We start from the raw sequence: 18,602 nt of genomic DNA, 5'->3' as shown, positions 1-18,602 counted from the left end.
TAGTACTGGTCAGCTATTTAATTAATCGGTGAGGTCTTGTAAATGCTTATAGTTGGATTTGACCGTTTCAAGTACCTCGTCAAATTTGCCGCTCAGCATTAGTTTGGTCATTGATACGGCCATGCCGCTTACCATTTTCAATTCAATTTTCGGCGGCATGGCCAGGGAATTCGGATCCGTGAATACATTTACAAGCACCGGGCCAGCATAATCGAAAGCTTCTTTCAGCGATGCTTCCAACATCGAAGGGTCATGAATTGAAAGGCCTTTTATTCCCATAGCTTGTGCAACCATGGCAAAATCCGGATTGAGCATATCGGTTTGCCAGTCCGGGAGGCCGTTAACCTCCATTTCCAGTTTAACCATACCTAATGAACGGTTATTGAACACGATGATCTTTATCGGGAGTTCATATTGTTTGATAGTTGCCAGGTCGCCAAGGAGCATTGAGATGCCGCCATCACCGCACATCGCCACGACCTGTCTTGAGGGATTAGATAACGCCGCACCAATGGCCTGGGGTAAGGCATTAGCCATCGAACCATGAATGAATGATCCCAACATACTCCTTTTACCAGTGGAGCGTATATAGCGAGCGCCCCATACGCAACACATCCCGGTATCAACAGTGAAGATCGCGTCATCTGTACCTAAACTATCCAGGGTCTGGGCGACAGCTTCCGGGTGAATAGCGTCCACATGCCCCTTGTCTTTCACGTAAATCTGCAGATGCTCCTTTACTTTTGCGTAGATATGTAACTGTGCATCCAGGAAGCTTGCATCCTGCTTGGCCAGGATAAGTGGCAATAGGGCACTAAGCGAACTTTTAATGTCACCAAAAAGACCCATCGTAAGCTTTGCCCGGCGTCCAAGACGTTCAGGTTTTGTATCGATCTGAATCAAAATTTTATCCTGAGGTATAAAGGGTACATATGGAAAGTCGGTTCCTAACAACAGGACCAGATCACTTTCATGCATGCTATGATAAGCCGAAGGGAGTCCAAGTAGCCCAGTCATGCCTACTTCATTTGGGTTGTCATGTTGTATGCTCATTTTACCACGAAATGAATAGCCAACGGGCGCCTTTAACAATGCAGCCAATTCAACAATTTCAGTATGGGCTTCTGCAGCCCCAATTCCACAGAAAATGCAGATTTTATGATTTCGGTTGATCAGTTCAGCCAGATCCGCGATCTCTTCTGCAGCAGGCGTAATCACCGCTTTACTAAAATAATTTGCCTGTGCTGAATGAACTTCCACCGCATCCATCGCCGCAACATCGCCTGGTAAACCAATCACCGCAACACCCTTTTTATGTATGGCATGTTGTATAGCTGCCTGCGTCATTCGGGGTAATTGTGCTGGCGTCGCCGCTATCTGATTATAATGACTGCAGTCATCAAATAATTTGATCACATTGGTCTCCTGGAAATAATCGCTACCAAACTCAGTTGTAGCGCAGGTTGATGCGATAGCAAGTACCGGTACTCCTGAACGGTGCGCATCGTATAGGCCATTGATCAAATGGACATGTCCTGGTCCGCTACTCCCGGCGCAGCAAGCTAACCCATTTAGCTCCGCTTCTGCGGCTGCGGCAAATGCCCCGGCTTCCTCATGACGAACGTGTATCCAGCGTATTTCAGGGGTAAGTCTTACAGCTTCATTGAGTTCGTTGAGGCTATCGCCAGTTACTGCGTAAATGCGTTTAATACCCGCCTGGACAAGCATGTCGACTAATTGTTGGGCTGCTTTTTTTGACATAATTTTAAAAATTAGATAAATGTTAAAACGGTTAGAGATTGTTCGCCTGCACTTGTCTGATAAACAATGTCCAGTATGTCGTGAATTTGCAATGGAAATGCCATTTTTTAAATTATTGGCAATCAGTTAATTGTGAGCAATAGCTCCAATTTTCGCTGTTTTATATCGTAAAAACTTAAGATTAAGAACGAAAAACTGTGGCACATATAACTTCTGATTAAGTGATGCCAGAAGATAAGGTGCTGTCGATCCAACGAATTCAGGATTATTCGCTGCGTTATTTCATAGAGGACGCTGTTGTTTTACGAAATAACGTCCCAGTAAAAAAAACCGAAATATTATAAAAGATTCTTTATTAGGTGTTTATACTTTGGTACATATTTCGAGTTAAAGAATTGCCGCCAATGGATCTTTTTGATTTTTTGTTGCGGGAGTCATTTAAAACTAAGGGTATGAAAAAAAGACTTTTAAATCTCGGCCTTATTGCAATGTTTCCTGATATTTCATACGGCTTGGCAAACAGGGAAGGAACGTCTATGCGAGGTTCAAATATTTTGCTGTCAATCATTTCAGGCGCGGAATTGTTTGCAGTCCTTTTAGGCCTGCTCTATGTTTTCCGCCTTTGCCGGCGTGTTTGGAAACTATACCGTTCAAAAAGGCTGACCATTCGTACCTGATCAGTTTTTTATTTAACGCAAGAAAGAAAACGAATTAATATATATGTTACACGGCTTTATTTTTGGAACTAATCTTTACCTCAGTAAACAAAGATCCATCAGTTATGCTTTCGAAAAGCAACGAACTGAATTCCTGACTATCTGCTCTTTTTATCATGCGAAAGCTAAAACCGATTTGATGCTGGACGCTGATTTCGCCCTTGAAGATGGAACTGCAGTAGTCATTCGACAAAATCAGATAGTAGAAGGGACTAAAGTTTCTATCACCATATCTCCCTGGCGCGTTACAGTGTACTGCAAAGGCGGGGAAATGCCGGTGTTGGATATTTTACAGCTTGGGGAAGATACATATTCCGGATTCGGTACTCATATCGCAAAGGAATTGGAAGCAATGCATCCTGATGCAACCGTTTCGATCAAAGGGGAACTGATAGTTGCTGATGCGCGCATCTGGATTGGGGATGAGTCCATGCACGTTAATGAAGAAATATTTGCTACCAGTGTTACATACGCTCACCAAGGGGTAATTCTCTCATCCGATGGCTTTAATTATTAGGATCCATAATATCATATCTCCAAAATTCATGTTAACATGCCATTAATAACATTAACCCTCCTGGAAGGCAGAACAACCGAAGAGAAGCACGCTATTCTTAACCAGGTTCATGAATGCATCGTTACGAAAGCGGGCACTCCTGAACATGACAGGTTTCAACGTGTAATCGAATTGAACAAAGATAATTTTGTATATGATTCGTTCTACCCGGAACTCAAGACATCCCGAACCGAAAGTTTTATGATCATCGAGATCCTTTTCTCCGTGGGACGAAGTGTTAAAGTAAAAAAAATGCTACTTGCAGATTTAATGGCTAGGCTCGATGGGATTAATGTATCACCTAATGATGTGATGGTCTGTTTTCAGGAAACCGCATGGGAAAACTGGGCGTTTGCTAATGGCATACAACCTCATGTTTGAGTACCTGGAAAATATAAAAGATTAAAACAAAATGACTGAATATACCGATTGGTATTTATATAATTGCATCAAAAAACATGGAGAATAAATTTTTAAATCTTTCCTTTTCAAGCTGGAACCTGCAAGTTTCCAGACTTAAAAATATTATTGAGACACTGTCGGACGAGCAGTTGGCCCAGCCCATTTCACCAGGCAGGAACAGTGGATGGTACATAGTAGGACACTTAATCGCTGTTAACGATGCGATGTCAGAAATACTTGGTACAGGTAAACGGGCTTATCCGGAACTCCATTCACCATTCGTTCAAAACAGCGAGCAGCCGGCCTTCATACAGTCATTTACAGGATTGCTGAGAAATTATTTTCTTCTTGTTCACGTTCGATTACAAGAAGAATTTACAACACTGACTGAGGATGCCTGGCTTGCACGTCATGCAGCAATGACTGATGAGGATTTCTTGAAAAACCCACTTCGCAATAAATACAGTGTGTTATTGAACAGGACCAACCATCTGAGTTATCATTTAGGCCAGCTAAGGTTGCTTTACTAATACTCGTAGCAAGTTCTTTTTGCAGCAGGCTTGAACAGACAGTGGCTTCGGTATTTCGTATCAGTTTCGGTGATTTACGAAATACCGTTCTGTAATTATTTCCTGCTTCATGTATTTGTCTAAATATCAATGTTTTGCTATTTGGTATCATCTTCGCTCATGGGAAAAGGTCTTGCATAGGATATTCTGGAACGACAATCCGGCCTTTCGGCCAACGGAGCCTGTGCCTGACTTATTCATCGTTATTATAAATAATTAATCTATATATGAAAACATCAGGTAATACCATTCTTATCAACGGTGGAAGTGCAGGGATCGGCTTTGCGATGGCAAAGCTTTTTTCTCTGCAAAATAAAATTATTATTACTGGCCGCGATCAGGAAAAGTTAGATGCTGCATCAGCGCAGTTGAACAATACCACCGGGATTCGTTGCGATATGACCAATGAATCCGATCTGGAATTTTTAGTTGCGCAGGTGAACAGAGATTTTCCCGATTTAAATGTGCTTATTAATAACGCGGGGAAGGGAAATCAATATGATCTTCTTGCAGAAAATATCAATGCATTTTCACTGGCCCAGGAAGAAATGCTGACTAATTATCTGTCGGTAATTCGTATGAACGAAAAACTGATGCCTGCCCTGAAGATGCAATCCGCCTCAGCGATCATCAACGTGACTTCAGTAGCTGTCCTTGGCGCAAATATTAAGCGGGCTACCTATGGTGCAAGTAAGGCCGCCCTGCATTCATATACACAATCTCTAAGGTTACTGTTGGATGGTTCGCCTATCCGTGTTTTTGAACTTTTCCCCCCATTGGTAAACACTGAATTTAGTAAGAATGCAGGCGGTAGCAATGGTTTATCACCCGAATTTGTCGCAGAGGAAATGTTTAATGCATTTGCTGATGACCGCTTTGAAGTCTATGTTGGCGCGGCTGAAGAATTTCACAAATTATATTTTGCCGACAATGCCAAGGGATTTCTTGCGATTAACGGCAAAACCGTTTCTTAATTTGCAGGATGCTGTTAGTACTGCTAACGATAAGGCTGTCTTTGGTAAATGTTAAACAGCAAAGTATTCGCATTTCTGATTTCGTTGAATTACGATATATCATAGCATAAAAAAAGCGACTATTCCGTAAATAGCTAATATTCAAACTGTTGTTTTATGGTATATCTTTGGTAAGCCAATAACCGGAGCGTTCATTGTTCAATTGGCGAAAGCATTGTCTATTTATAGAACGTTCCGGTTGATTATGTCAAAATTAGTCTTTGTTTTAATAAGTACCTGTTGTTTCCTCGCTGATGCTGATCAGTGCAGAGCTGATCTATTACCGCTGAAACGCTTCAAAACAAGGATACCTGTGTCCCAATCGCTGATGGTACCGACTATCGCGAAGTTTCCGGCCGATAGTGCCCGTACTAATGCCGATCTTTTTTACAGCACCCTACTGCTGGAAATTAATGGGCTGTTATTTAGCGAACATGCAAATACCGCTTATCCAATCATCCAGAGGAAATTTAAAGTTCTTCCTGCAAAAACGCTGAAAAGTAAATTGTTGAAAGCCAAAATATCCGGTGACGTATTTGCTGCTTTGGGCCAGGTAGGCAAAGCTAAAGTTCAGTATGTTCTGATGTTAAAGCTCGCGCGTTTAAAAAAAGCCATTTATACTCAAATGCTTGTCGACCTCTTGTTAAAAAAGCATTTGAAATCGTGGCGGTCGAATGGGTATAGTCAAAATGATGCAGCCCATGAACTGCTCAATAAAATTATCATCGCTGATAGCCCGTATTTAAAGCCGGCAGCACGTGCTGATTTTTATCGAATATTATTTAAACTGGATTCTGCTGCCCGAAATTACGAACAATCCTTCGCGTATTATCAACAATACAAAATCGTTACCGATTCACTTTTCCGGCAGGAAAAGCAAATGCGTTTAAAAGCTATGCAGCAAAAGTTTATACTAGCGAAGCAAAGGCCCAAGGCTGAATCGACCAACATCAGCCGCGCGGGTGTCGATCGTCATTCACTTAAATTCGCGGCAGTTATCGTAGCCGTCTGTGCCTTTAGTTTGTGCTTTTGGAAAGTATGGGACAGACGGAAAAAACAAAAGGATCTGACAGTATGGATAAACAGGGAAACGCTATTGACTGAGAATGCTATCAAAGATCTGCTGAATGATCAGGCAAGATTGAAAGTCGAAACTCAGGAGCTATTAAAAGAGGCCCATCATAAAGTAAAAAACAATCTTCAAATGGTGATGAGCCTGTTGAGCACGCAGGCAAAATATTTAAATAATGGCACAGCCATCGATGTGATAGATGAAAGCCAGGATCGCTTACAGACCATGATGATCATGCATCAAAAGCTCTATGGAAGCGATGAAACTACGGAGATCGACATGGTAGCTTATATTGCAGAACTTGCTGCCTACCTAACTACAAAACTTGCTGAAAAGGGCGTTCCGCCAACGTTGAAGTTTTATGCAGATCCAATCCTGATGGGAAACACACAGGCAGTACTCGCAGGACTTTTTATTGGTGAGGCCATTTCTAACACTTTAAAAATCATTGATGAAAAAACGTTGAGCTGTATAGTTTCAATTTGTTTATTGGTATCATCACCCGGTATGATCCGTTTGTCCATTGCCTCGCAAACCACCTCATTAAATATCAAAAGCTGTTCCTATAACCTAAGTGGCGCAATCATGATGAAAGCGTTGAGTGATCAACTGCATGGCTTTTTTCAAATTGAGCAGGTGGACGGGGTAACCGTGAGCGTAGAGTTCCGCCACGAAAAAGAAGTTGAACATTACTAACGCCAACCATGTTAAAATACACTTTAATTTTATTCCTTGTTTTTCCGGCATGGTGCGCATTTGCGCAAAAAGAAAACACAGTCCAGCGTAACAACAAGGGATTGATGCAACTAAGCGCAGCTTTCCTAACGGTGTCCAATGAGGCAAGCATTGATCTGGACAGCTCACTGGTGCTGACCGCGAAGTATCATCACATGAGCCGCTCAAGGATAATTTCAGATGGCATTGATGATGGGTATGCTGAAAAATACTGTAAGTGGATAGATGACAGGCAAACCGGGGTAGCAAGATACCAGCTATCCAAACTCAGTGGAGGTCCGAAAGTCAGACTGATGTTATTACTCGGCGCTTATTATGCTTTTCAGCCAGGATTCAAAAAACGGGATATTGACAGTTGTAAATATTGGCTTCATCTGGCTGAAAAGGCAAACAGCTATTTAAAAGAAACGCGATGGATAGCTCAGGTGTATTGCATGCTGGGTAAATGTTATTTGAAGGCTGGCAAAATAAGGCAGGCGTCTTTTTATTTTAATAAGGTAACACGTTCCCCCAGTTTACGCGATTCGGGAGTTGTCGCCAAAGCCTGGAATTATCAGGGCATGTATCTTCCTTTTTTGCCGTCCACGACAGACCGCAGAATTGCTTGCCTTGAAAGAGCTGCAGTATTGTTATCTGACCTACACGACTCCGCGAATTTATTTAACGTACTTACCAATATAGCTTATCTCAATTTTGCCAGACAAAATATCATTGAGGCAGAGCGTCAAGCCCTTCGCTCTTATCAGCTTCAATTGAACGTAAAATTCCCTTATTCGCATTATACAAGTGATTTGATCAGTCTCATTCACCAGGTTAAGGGCGATTATGTTGGACAATTAAAATACGCGCTGGAATCGATTGATGCTGCCGACCGGTCAGGCGACCATATGAGTATTGCCATATTTTATACCAGGGCGGGCAATGCATATGCCGTCGGCGCAACTAAAAGAGATGAGGCCGTTAAATGGTACAGGAAAGCGTTTGCAGAGTACATGAGTAATAATGACGGCGCACATGCCTATAAGTTACTATACTATTTTATTAATGAAGATTTAGGGAGGTCAGGGAATGATTCCTTGTTGCATTTGCTGAGCAGCTTGATGATATCGGATCCTCCCACGAATTCTATTGATAAGCAAGATGCCTTAATCGCATTGGGTGAATGCAATAGGAAATTAAAGCTTTACGAGAAAGCCGAGGTGTATTTTCTCCAAGCGGAAGCACTTATGCCTGTCAACGAGCGAATCCGCGGGAACATTAATCAGGCTGAAATGATTTTTATTTTGGGCCAGTTTTATTTCTACGCAGGGAATTATGAAAAGAGCAGGACCTATCTGGTTAAATTGATAAAGGATCCCGATGCCGGCAATTTTTCTGTTGGTAACCTTGTAGAGACTTACTGGCTGCTTCATCAGATCGATTCACAGCGCAGACGATATGCAAGTTCTATGCTTTTCCTGAAAAGATACAATCGTTTAATAGATTCACTGCGCCATATTTCCGATGGATCTGAACTCGCCAGGATCAAAGCACACAGTAAAGTTCCTGTTGCTATATCTGAAAATGGCGCATTGTCCAGCAGCAATACTGTAAACCGCACGATCATTGTATTTTTAGTTTTAGCTTTACTTTTGATCGGGATGGGCGTAATATTTATATTTCGCTTTCCATTTCGCATACGAAAGTTGTCAGAAGGTCAACAGCAAAAGCGCCTGTTAGCAAAAGCCATACTTGATAATAAAGAACTTCGGATATCTAAGGATAAACTCATTAAAGAAATACATTACCGGGTTCAGAACAATTTGAAAATAGTGATCGATCTTTTGAGCCGGCAGTCAACTTTCATAACAGACGATGACGCAATTGAAGCAATTGAAAAAAGTCAAAGCCGGATGATGGCGATGTCTCTTATTCATCAGGAACTGGATCCTAGCCAGAATGCAGAAGGTGTTGACCTTGCAGCATTTATTTCGAAAATGGTATCATATCTAAAAGAACATTATCCTAAAAAGGCCTCGTTCATCAAGTTCGATCTTAAATTGGGTAAGTTAAATATCAGTTTTTCGCAAGCTGTTCCTTTAGCACTGATCATCAACGAAACGCTTTCCAATAGTATTAAACACGCTTTCCTGTTTCAGGAGAATGCCAAAATATATGTAGAGCTTGTCGAGCTTTCCGGCGGCCGCGTTAAATTGAGCATGGCGGACAATGGATCCGGTCTGCCTGATGACTTCGATGCTGCTTCAAGTCGAACGCTTGGGTTTAATCTAATCCTTGGGCTATCGGGACAAGTCGATGCGGTACCTGTTTTTCGAAATCACCATGGTCTTGCGGTCGACCTTATTTTTGAACGGAAGGCGGATAGCGAAGCATTTCTTTAGATCTGAACGGTATTTAATCGCAGACTAGGTTGTATTTCGAAATAAAGTAGCTTAATATCGCTTAGTAATACTTAACTGTAAGAAAATCAGGACCATACCTATTGGCTTTTTTATTGGATTACACCAGTTATAAATATTTCAATCTAAAATATGGATAACTACGATATACTACCTGTTAGCCAGTTCAATACGATGCTACCTGCGTTTAACACCACTGTCAAAGGAAGCTGGAAATTTGTATTTGAAACGCATAAAATGAGTATTTGTTCGAAATCGGGTGAAATTCTAGATCTGCCAGGTTTGAAAGAATATTTTTTAATCGATATTTTCAAACAGATTGATCAGTCTTTTTGGTGTGACATTCTGCGCTCATTTAAGGCGGCAGTGAAAGATCAAACCGGGTTTTCTACCGAAATTAATATAGCGACTCCTGGGGGAAAGCGTAAATGGTTACGATTAACCGGCATTGCTTATCACGGGCATTGGGGAAAAGTGAACGAAGTGATCGGCACGATTGAGGATATCGGTCAGGCCGTGTCGGAGGAATCACTTGGCTTATCCATTATCAATCACGAGTTAAGTACACCCTTGACTATTATTAAACTAAATGTGCAGTTGCTCATCAAGATGCTTGGCGGAAACATCAGTCAGCAACAGTTAGGTTTATTGAAAAGTGTTGATATGCACGTCAATTCCATAACCGGGGTTATGGCGGATTATCTTACAAGATCAGTCAATGATCAGCAAGAAATGCGATATGACTTCAGTTTTTTCAATATTATCGAATTGATACGCACGATTACTTTTGAAATGAACTCTATCCATCAACATTATCATTTTAACTTTCCGCAAACGGACGACCTATATGTAAAAGCAGATAAACTAAAAATTATGCAGATACTAATCAATCTGATGTCAAACGCTGTAAAGTTTTCTCCCAACCATCCCCAGATCGATATCGCCGTTTCCCGTATTGACCGGCATGTTGAAATAAATATCACGGATAAGGGCGTGGGAATTCCTGAAGGTCTAGAGGAACAAATCTTTGATAAGTACTACCAGGCTGGACAGCAGGTTATAACAAACAAGAACAGTAAAGGGCTGGGATTGTACCTCGTTAAGAAAATCGTTATCGCCCATGGAGGGAAGGTATGGGCAAAGCGTGCAGGTCTCCATGGTTCTGTTTTTAGCTTTACTTTACCATTGCAGGCGTCCATTTCCTAAATGCCTTAAATCAGCGGAAGTTGAGGCCGGAGAACTGAATTGAAATCAAAGATTTTTTTTGGTGGTCCGGTGAAGTGCCGGTAAATATCAGGGGGAATATCGGCTATCAAATCAGGCAGACAAATGTCCTGTCCGGGATATGCTGTTTTCAACATGCCAATGCCGATCAACCATTTTTTGGGCTTGCTGTTATATGCGGCGACATCATTGATTATCGGCAACTTCTGAGAAACGCTAACACTGATTACAAAAAATCCCTTCAGTTACCAGCAGTCCGTTTTCGCCGTTGTAGGCCTCCACTGTATGCACATATTTATAACAGTTTTGAAGGTGATCGTATCCCAAGTCAATTAACTTAATCATCGCGCTATCCGCGGGAATCAATTGGCTGCTTTGAATACAAAACAACTCGTTTTGGTTGAGCATCAGATAGTCAAAATGATATCCACTGTCCTGGAGTTTGATGACCGATTTTGTAATCAGCAAATTTAATCTCCGTATACGTTTGAATTTCGTTTTCATGCGCTTGATTATAAGGTACTTGAACTATATTAAATATTCGTGCCTTGTTTTAAAGTGCTGAATAGTAATTACTTACATTAAAAAATCAAAAAAAATGTTACTTATTGTCGTAAATCGACAGCTGATAAAGTAAAAATTCGTTTAATTTTCGAACGTAGCATACTGAATTCGCTTGCTTAACGAGGCTCATTTAATAATTCTGGAAGTGTTTTACAAACAATACACTCAATTTTTTCAGAGTTTTATGAGCACGGACTAATTTTTTTCTTCCTTGCGCTTAAAGAGCCTTGAAGTAAGGGCGTGTTGCCTCTCTCATTTAATTCTCCTTGTGTGTTTTGTGCTTTCTCCACTGATCTGATACGGTTTTATAATGATTTTTTGGTACATCTTTTTACCGATTTACGATATAAAGAAGCATTATTCCTGGAAGCTTTGAATTATTGAACTGTATATCAAGTATTTAGCTAATGGCATCTTATTGGATTACTACTGCTCACCTAGCCAGGTATTTCGTTAGGTATCCGTTCTAAAGAGTTCTAAAGGTTTACAGTGGGGACAACGGATTGGTTGAAAGAAGGCTGATCACGAATATTTGCTATGTCATAAATCCCCTATTGTAATCCTAATGTCAAGTAAAAAAATACAGTTTTAAAATGCAACCAGTTGTTATTTATATTTGCTTGCGTTTTGCAACTGGTTGTATTTATTAAGTCAAACACATTTTAAACATTTAAATTCAAAACAATGAAAACTCCATATCTATTCATCCTCGCATTCCTGGCCAGCTGTGCCGGTAAACCCGCTCAGGTAGCAACGCCACCACAAGAGCTTCCGGTAATTCAATTAACCTCAGGTGACGCCTCGACCTTTCAGGAATATCCTGCTTCAGTTGAAGGTATTACCAATGTTGAAGTCCGCCCGCAAATATCGGGTATCTTAAGTCATATATTTGTTGACGATGGTGCATTTGTGAAAAAAGGGCAACCGCTTTTTCAGATCGATCAGGCTCCATTTATCGAAAAGCTCAACAATGCTAAGGCCAGTTACCGCGCTTCGGCAGGAACCCTTAAAAACGCTCAGCTTGAAGTTGACAAACTTACGCCTTTAGTATCCGGAAAAGTTATTTCGGATATTCAACTAAAAACCGCTCAATCGGTTCGGGAAACCGCCATGGGAAACATGGAACAGTCAAAAGCGGATATCGCTACGGCAAAAATCAATCTTGGGTATACAATAGTCAGGGCACCGGTCAGTGGATATATTGGACGTGTACTTCGCAAGGAAGGAAGCGTGGTTAGCCCGGCTGATCCATCACCGCTTACAGATCTTTCAGATATTCACGAGGTTCATGCCTTTTTTGCCCTTGGCGAGTATGATTTCATTCGGTTCAAATCGCTTTATGCAGGTAATACACTCGACGAAAAGATTAAAAGTCTTCCTCCTGTAGAACTCATTCTTGCTGACGACAGTGCCTACGTTAACAAAGGTAAAGTGGACATGATCAATGGACAATTTGATAGTAACACTGGCGCGATCACCGTACGTGCCACATTTAAAAACGGGAACGGCCTGCTGCGTTCGGGAAATACCGGTAAGATCAGGCTCTCTCTCAGATTAACCAACCAAATTATCGTTCCCCAATCGGCTACTCTGGAAATGCAGGACAAAACATTTGTTTTTTTAGTGGACAAACAAAATAAAGTAGTTAAACAGGAAATCGGCATATCGGGCAAAAGCGGAAATAACTATTTAGTAAAGGAAGGGCTCAAGGCAGGCGATCGAATCGTTTACCGCGGATATGACCATCTTCACGAAGGAGACCTCATCCAACCTCAGCAAACCAACCTCAACTCAGCATTAGCTGCAAACAATTAATCCTTATCAACCATGTTAAAGAAATTTATTGATAGACCGGTACTGGCCACAGTCATATCGTCTATACTCGTGATCCTTGGCGTTTGGGGTATGGTCAGTCTTCCTTTGGAACGCTTTCCCGATATCGCGCCGCCGTCAGTTCAGGTAACAGCCATTTATCCGGGTGCGAACGCTGAAACTATTCTTCGATCTGTTGCGCCTTCCCTGGAAGAGGCAATCAATGGCGTGGATAATATGACCTATATCAGTTCAGTAGCCAGTAACGACGGCTCGCTTGTTATTTCTGTATTTTTCACTAAAGGTACAGATCCTGATCAGGCCGCTGTAAACGTTCAAAACAGGGTAGCACAAGCCACCAGTCAGTTACCGCCGGAAGTTGTTCAACGGGGTATTGTTACTGCTAAGGCCCAGAATAGTTTGATGATGGTTCAGGCAATTTTAAGCGAAACCCCCAAAAAATATGATCAGCAATTTATTGCCAACTATGCAAACATTAATATTATACCTGACCTTAAGCGGATCCAGGGAGTTGGCAGCGCATTTATTTTAGGCGGTAATAAGGAATATGCTATGCGTATTTGGTTAAAACCAAGCCAGATGGCTACTTATAAAATATCGTCATCCGAAGTACTTGCGGCGATAAACGATCAAAATCTGGAAGCAGCGCCGGGCAAATTCGGGGAGGGAAGCGAAGAGTCGTTTGAATATGTCGTTAAGTACGACGGCAAGATGACTAAACCTGCAGGTTACGAAGATATTGTTATACGCGCTAACCCGGACGGGTCGTTTCTGAAGCTGAAAGATATTGCACGCATAGAACTGGGTTCTTATACTTATAACAGTTCCAACACGGTGAATGGGAAGCCTGCCATAACTGTCGTGATCTTCCAGTTACCTGGTACCAATGCTGATGCCATACAAACTCAGGCTAATGAACTATTTGCAAAAGCCGAAAAAAGCTATCCGAAAGGAATCGTAAATGCGACGTTTTATAATACCAAAGAAGCACTGGATGCTTCGATCGATCAGGTAAAGCATACGTTGATAGAAGCATTTATCCTGGTTTTCATTGTCGTTTTTATTTTCTTACAGGATTTCCGGTCTACGCTAATTCCCGCGATAGCTGTTCCCGTGGCCATTATCGGCACCTTCTTCTTCATGTATGTTTTTGGTTTTACCATTAACCTTTTGACATTGTTTGCGCTCGTACTCGCCATCGGTATCGTAGTGGATGATGCGATCGTAGTTGTCGAAGCAGTCCATTCTAAAATGGAGCATAAAAAGCTGGCGCCTGCGCCGGCAACCCTGGAGGCCATGCACGAAATAACAGGTGCGATCATTTCGATCACCTTGATCATGGCCGCAGTGTTCTTACCGATCGGCCTGATGAAGGGTGCAACCGGTTTATTTTATCGTCAGTTTGCTTTTACGCTCGCCATCGCTATTGTTATCTCTGCTGTCAATGCCTTGACGTTAAGCCCGGCACTTTGCGCCCTGCTTTTAAAGGATGTACATAATGGGGAGGAATCAGACGCCCCTAAAAATTTCAAAGATCGTTTCTTCGTCTTTTTTAACGTGACCTTCAAAATGCTGACCGATCGTTATATCAACAGCCTTCGCTTTCTGATCCGTCAGAAATGGTTAACACTCGGCGCCCTGGCAGCGATTGCCGTGACAACAGGTTACATGATCAAAAGGACCCAAACAGGATTTATACCGACAGAAGACATCGGATTTATCGGCATTGCGATCAATATGCAGCCCGGGTCATCACTCGAAAGAATGAAACAATTGGATGAAGACGCAGTGAAAGAGCTGGAAAGCATGCCACAAATCAAAAAGGTAAATAACCTGGCTGGTTTCGACTTCCTGACTTTTTCAAATAGCCCTTCAGCCACTCAGATATTCGTTATACTTAAACCTGTTGCAGAGCGTGGACCTGTAAATTCTATTCCTGAAATCAAAAATATTGTTCAGCAGAAATTGGCTAAGATCAAGGGCCTTAATGCATTCGCATTCGAGTTGCCTTCTATCAGAGGATACAGTAATGTGGACGGGCTTGATGTTGTGTTGCAGGATCGCACAGGCGATGCTAAACTGGATAAATTTGCCTCGGTTTCGGATAATTTCATTGCTGAACTGATGAAGCATAAAGAAGTTGGATTTGCTTTCACAACTTTTAAAGCAAACTATCCTCAGTTTAAACTCGAAATTGATAAATATAAGGCCAAACAATTAGGCGTAAGCATCAAAGATATCCTGCAGACAATGCAAACCTATTTTGGCAGCGTCCAGGCATCAGATTTTAATAGGTTTGGAAAATTCTATCGTGTGGTTGCACAAGCAGATGTAAAAGACCGCACGGATCCATCCAAGATTGATGGCATCTATGTTAAAAATGCCAAGGGCGAAATGTTGCCACTCAATACCCTGGTGCAATTGAAAAGAGTCTATGGACCGGAAACAGCGAAACGCTATAATCTTTACAATTCTATTTCAGTAACAGTCATGCCTCAGAAAGGGTTCAGTTCAGGCGACGCCATCAACGTGGTAAATGAAGTGACCAAAAAACTGCCGGACGGTTATACCCAGGAATTTTCCGGATTGACCAAAGAGCAGATAAGTTCGAACGGGCTTGCCGTCATCGTATTCGGCATGTGTCTGATCTTTGTTTACCTCTTACTTGCAGCACAATACGAAAGTTACATCCTTCCCCTGGCGGTCATCCTTTCTATACCAAATGGCATATTAGGCGTGTTTCTGGCCATCGGAATTACTGGTATTGAGAACAATATTTATGTGCAGGTTGCACTGATCATGCTTATCGGATTACTTTCAAAAAATGCGATTTTGATCGTCGAATTCGCTGTTCTTCGCCGCAGGGCAGGGCATTCGCTTATCCAGTCAGCGTTGGAAGCAGCTGCTCTGCGCATCAGGCCGATCATTATGACATCGCTGGCATTCGTTGCCGGGATGATACCGATGATGAGCGCAACAGGTCCGTCTGCGAACGGCAACCACTCGATTAGTATTGCCGCAGCAGGCGGAATGCTGGTTGGTGTGATGCTTGGCCTATCATTTATCCCGGTATTATTTGTCATATTTCAGGGCCTTCAGGAAAGGGTGAGCCGCAAAAAGATCGTCGAGATTACCCCTAATGCAGATGAATTAATTTTAAACTGATCAATGAAAACGTTAACTAAATACAGTATCGCCGCCATCGTTTTGCTGGCCATACAAACCATAGAAGGCTGTAAAGTATCGCGCGATGTCGCCGTTCCGAACATGAACCTGCCGGTTGCTTTTCGTGACAACGCGCAGGATTCTCTTTCAGTAGGTGCTTTACCATGGAAATCTTATTTTGAAGATCCGGAATTGAAATCGCTGATTGCCGACGCACTGGACCATAATTTTGATCTCCAGGTTGCCGTAAAAAATATTCAGTCTGCCGAATTCGTGTTCAAGCAAGCCAAACTCGGGGACATCCCGTCTGTCGGCTTGGGTATATCAGCCAGTTCAGGCCGGCCATCGGATAACAGTCTGAGCGGAATGCAATTAAACCAATTTTTAGGGCAGCAACATCTTGAGGATTATACCTTGGCCGTATCCCTTTCATGGGAAGCTGACATTTGGGGTAAAATTCGCGGCAGGAAGGAAGCTGCCCTGGCAGGATACTTGTCGACACAAGAAGCCCGTAAAGCTGTTCAGACCAGGATAGTTAGTGACATCTCTAAAGGATATTATAATCTGCTTATGCTTGATGCTCAGCTAAAGATCGCCAAGAATAACGTCTTGCTCAACGATAGTACGTTAACGCTGATCCGGCTGCAATTTACATCGGGCAAGGTAAGCAGTTTAGCTATTCAGCAGGTGGAGGCTCAAAAGCTGACAGCTGAAGCGCTGGTTCCACGTTTTGAACAACAGATCGCAGTGCAGGAAAATGCGATAAGTGTTTTATCCGGTAGGCTGCCCAGCCCTGTGGGCAGAAGTAACAGCCTGGATTCTCTTTCAATCGCGGAAAAACTAACCTCCGGAATGCCTGCAGAATTACTCCGTAGGCGGCCTGATGTACGACAGGCAGAACTGGCGCTGGCAAAAGCAAATGCGGACGTCGGCGTGGCAAAAGCAAGCATGTACCCATCGCTAACGCTTAATGCGCAAGGCGGACTAGATGCCATCAAAGCCAGTAATTGGTTCAATATACCGGCTTCTTTATTTGGAACAGTTGTCGGCGGAATAACACAGCCGTTATTTGACAAGAAAAGGCTGAACACGAATTATAATGTTGCAAAGGTAGACCGTGAAGTCACCGTGATCCGCTTCCGCCAGTCCGTTTTAACGGCATATGGCGAAGTTTCTGATGCCCTTGTAAAGCTGGATAAGCTCAAGCAGCAACAGAATCTGGCTAATCAACGAACCGGCACATTGCAGGAAGCAACACGGAACTCTCAATTGCTATTCAAAAATGGAATGGCAACCTATTTAGAAGTAATCATCGCGGAAAGTAACGTCTTACAGAGTCAGCTGGAACTGGCTACTATAAAGAAAGCCAGGCTGGATGCTACAGTTGACCTCTACCGCTCACTCGGTGGCGGATGGAATTAAAATTTGTGTTTGAGTGATGTTGTTTTGATTGATGCCTGTGGACCGTTAATACGGAACACAGGCTTTTTTTATCTGCGTTAGGCAAGACATTACTAACGGTTATCTATTATAGGTCGTATTGCAACGGATAACTAACCGTTTTAGCGGATTGGAAAACGTAGGAAATAAGAAGCGAAATCACCTTTGATTATTATAAACAATCAAATTGCAGCACTTTATAGTAATAACAATGGCCTGTCTGTTACTGGTCGTTTTAATGGTAAACCTTACTTTATGATGGCGCAATTTAATATTATCCCCGTTAACTTTGTTTATGCTGATATCACCTAGGGTAGACTCTGAAAGTATCATCAAAGATTCTTTTGCGATCAAACATCTTGATAAAGAGATTTATACCGATTCAATACCGCATCGTCTGAATTTTCATAAAATATATCTGCTTCACAGAGGCCAGGGTGAAATTCAGGTAGACGATGTCCTTTATCAACTCGGAGCCGCGCAGTTAATTCTTATTGCCAAGGGGCAGGTTGAAGCGTTAAGTGCCGGGACAAATTTGTATGGATTTGAGATTCTTTTTGGTGATTGTTTTTGGGAGCGGACACCCTCTAGCGCCAGCAACTGCAAAGCTGTTTTATTTAACGATGCTGCAGCAAATCAGCAATTGAAAATTGATTGTAATGATCTTAATGAACTGATGCAGCTTTTTCAAGTGCTGTTAACGGAAAACAATAAACCGGAATACGCAAACAAAGTTGATGCCCTGGCAGCGTATCTTAAAATAATCATGATCAAAATCGGCAACGTTAATGCTAGTTTGCATCGCGGGTTTGATGATCAGGAAAAGCAGATCTATCGTCGTTTCCTTGAATTGGTCAGCGATCAATACCATACACATCATGATGTAGCTGCATTTGCGGATCAATTATTTGTAACTCCCAGGAAATTAACGGAAATCTGTCAGCGCTCAAGTGGCAAAGGCGCAAAGGAAGTTATTAATGGCCAATTGCTCGCCGAAGCGAAACGTTCCCTCATGTTTTCAGCAAAGTCTGTTAAAGAGATTGCCTACCTGCTAAGTTTTTCTTCTCCTGAGCAGTTCAGCCATTTCTTTAAAAAAACCACAGGTCTTTCTCCCGTAGATTACAGGGACGCTTATGTAATTAATCACATGTAG

14 protein-coding genes are annotated in these 18,602 nt (G+C 42.2%); 12 read left to right on the top strand and 2 right to left on the bottom strand.

The genetic code is table 11. The features are described from left to right. Window positions 1-21: 21 nt before the first annotated feature. Window positions 22-1,761, bottom strand: coding sequence for a thiamine pyrophosphate-dependent enzyme (locus tag AC1DUD_RS28160; RefSeq protein ID WP_477380761.1), 1,740 nt, complete (start codon window positions 1,759-1,761; stop codon window positions 22-24). 452 nt (window positions 1,762-2,213) lie between these two features. Between AC1DUD_RS28160 and AC1DUD_RS28155 the strand changes: the two genes are divergently transcribed. From AC1DUD_RS28155 to AC1DUD_RS28120, 8 genes are all read left to right on the top strand, one after another. Next, window positions 2,214-2,438: a hypothetical protein gene (locus tag AC1DUD_RS28155; protein ID WP_477380759.1), complete on the top strand. Its 225-nt coding sequence runs from the start codon at window positions 2,214-2,216 to the stop codon at window positions 2,436-2,438. 43 nt (window positions 2,439-2,481) lie between these two features. Further along, window positions 2,482-2,994, top strand: a complete 513-nt coding sequence (locus AC1DUD_RS28150; protein ID WP_454801275.1) for a hypothetical protein — start codon at window positions 2,482-2,484, stop codon at window positions 2,992-2,994. Window positions 2,995-3,030: 36 nt separating this feature from the next. Next, complete coding sequence (locus AC1DUD_RS28145; protein ID WP_454801274.1) at window positions 3,031-3,414, top strand: tautomerase family protein; 384 nt, start codon at window positions 3,031-3,033, stop codon at window positions 3,412-3,414. Window positions 3,415-3,491: 77 nt separating this feature from the next. Beyond that, window positions 3,492-3,965 (top strand): DinB family protein, encoded by a 474-nt coding sequence (locus AC1DUD_RS28140; protein ID WP_454801273.1) that lies wholly within the window; start codon window positions 3,492-3,494, stop codon window positions 3,963-3,965. Between the two features lie 266 nt (window positions 3,966-4,231). Next, the gene (locus tag AC1DUD_RS28135; protein ID WP_454801272.1) at window positions 4,232-4,978 is read left to right on the top strand and encodes an SDR family oxidoreductase; all 747 of its coding nucleotides are present in this window, start codon (window positions 4,232-4,234) and stop codon (window positions 4,976-4,978) included. Between the two features lie 202 nt (window positions 4,979-5,180). After that, the gene (locus AC1DUD_RS28130) at window positions 5,181-6,785 is read left to right on the top strand and encodes a sensor histidine kinase (RefSeq protein ID WP_477380755.1); all 1,605 of its coding nucleotides are present in this window, start codon (window positions 5,181-5,183) and stop codon (window positions 6,783-6,785) included. Between the two features lie 8 nt (window positions 6,786-6,793). Continuing rightward, complete coding sequence (locus tag AC1DUD_RS28125) at window positions 6,794-9,205, top strand: histidine kinase dimerization/phosphoacceptor domain -containing protein (RefSeq protein WP_477380753.1); 2,412 nt, start codon at window positions 6,794-6,796, stop codon at window positions 9,203-9,205. Between the two features lie 150 nt (window positions 9,206-9,355). Beyond that, window positions 9,356-10,429, top strand: coding sequence for a PAS domain-containing sensor histidine kinase (locus tag AC1DUD_RS28120; RefSeq protein ID WP_477380751.1), 1,074 nt, complete (start codon window positions 9,356-9,358; stop codon window positions 10,427-10,429). 234 nt (window positions 10,430-10,663) lie between these two features. On the opposite strand, the gene AC1DUD_RS28115 is transcribed toward AC1DUD_RS28120, so the two are convergent. Continuing rightward, a complete protein-coding gene (locus tag AC1DUD_RS28115) occupies window positions 10,664-10,951 on the bottom strand; it encodes a hypothetical protein (protein WP_454801268.1) in 288 nt (95 codons plus the stop codon). 744 nt (window positions 10,952-11,695) lie between these two features. On the opposite strand from AC1DUD_RS28115, the gene AC1DUD_RS28110 reads away from it, so the two are divergent. From AC1DUD_RS28110 to AC1DUD_RS28095, 4 genes are all read left to right on the top strand, one after another. Beyond that, entirely contained in the window at window positions 11,696-12,826 is a 1,131-nt protein-coding gene (locus AC1DUD_RS28110) for an efflux RND transporter periplasmic adaptor subunit (protein WP_477380748.1), read from the top strand. 12 nt (window positions 12,827-12,838) lie between these two features. After that, on the top strand, window positions 12,839-16,009 hold the full coding sequence (locus AC1DUD_RS28105) for an efflux RND transporter permease subunit (protein WP_477380746.1): 3,171 nt from the start codon (window positions 12,839-12,841) through the stop codon (window positions 16,007-16,009). A 3-nt stretch (window positions 16,010-16,012) separates the two neighbouring features. Then, window positions 16,013-17,431, top strand: coding sequence for an efflux transporter outer membrane subunit (locus tag AC1DUD_RS28100; protein ID WP_454801265.1), 1,419 nt, complete (start codon window positions 16,013-16,015; stop codon window positions 17,429-17,431). Window positions 17,432-17,744: 313 nt separating this feature from the next. Further along, window positions 17,745-18,602, top strand: a complete 858-nt coding sequence (locus AC1DUD_RS28095) for an AraC family transcriptional regulator (protein WP_454801263.1) — start codon at window positions 17,745-17,747, stop codon at window positions 18,600-18,602.

Source organism: Mucilaginibacter sp. P4_A11, from assembly GCF_056402535.1.
This window is presented reverse-complemented; position numbering and strand designations above follow the sequence as displayed.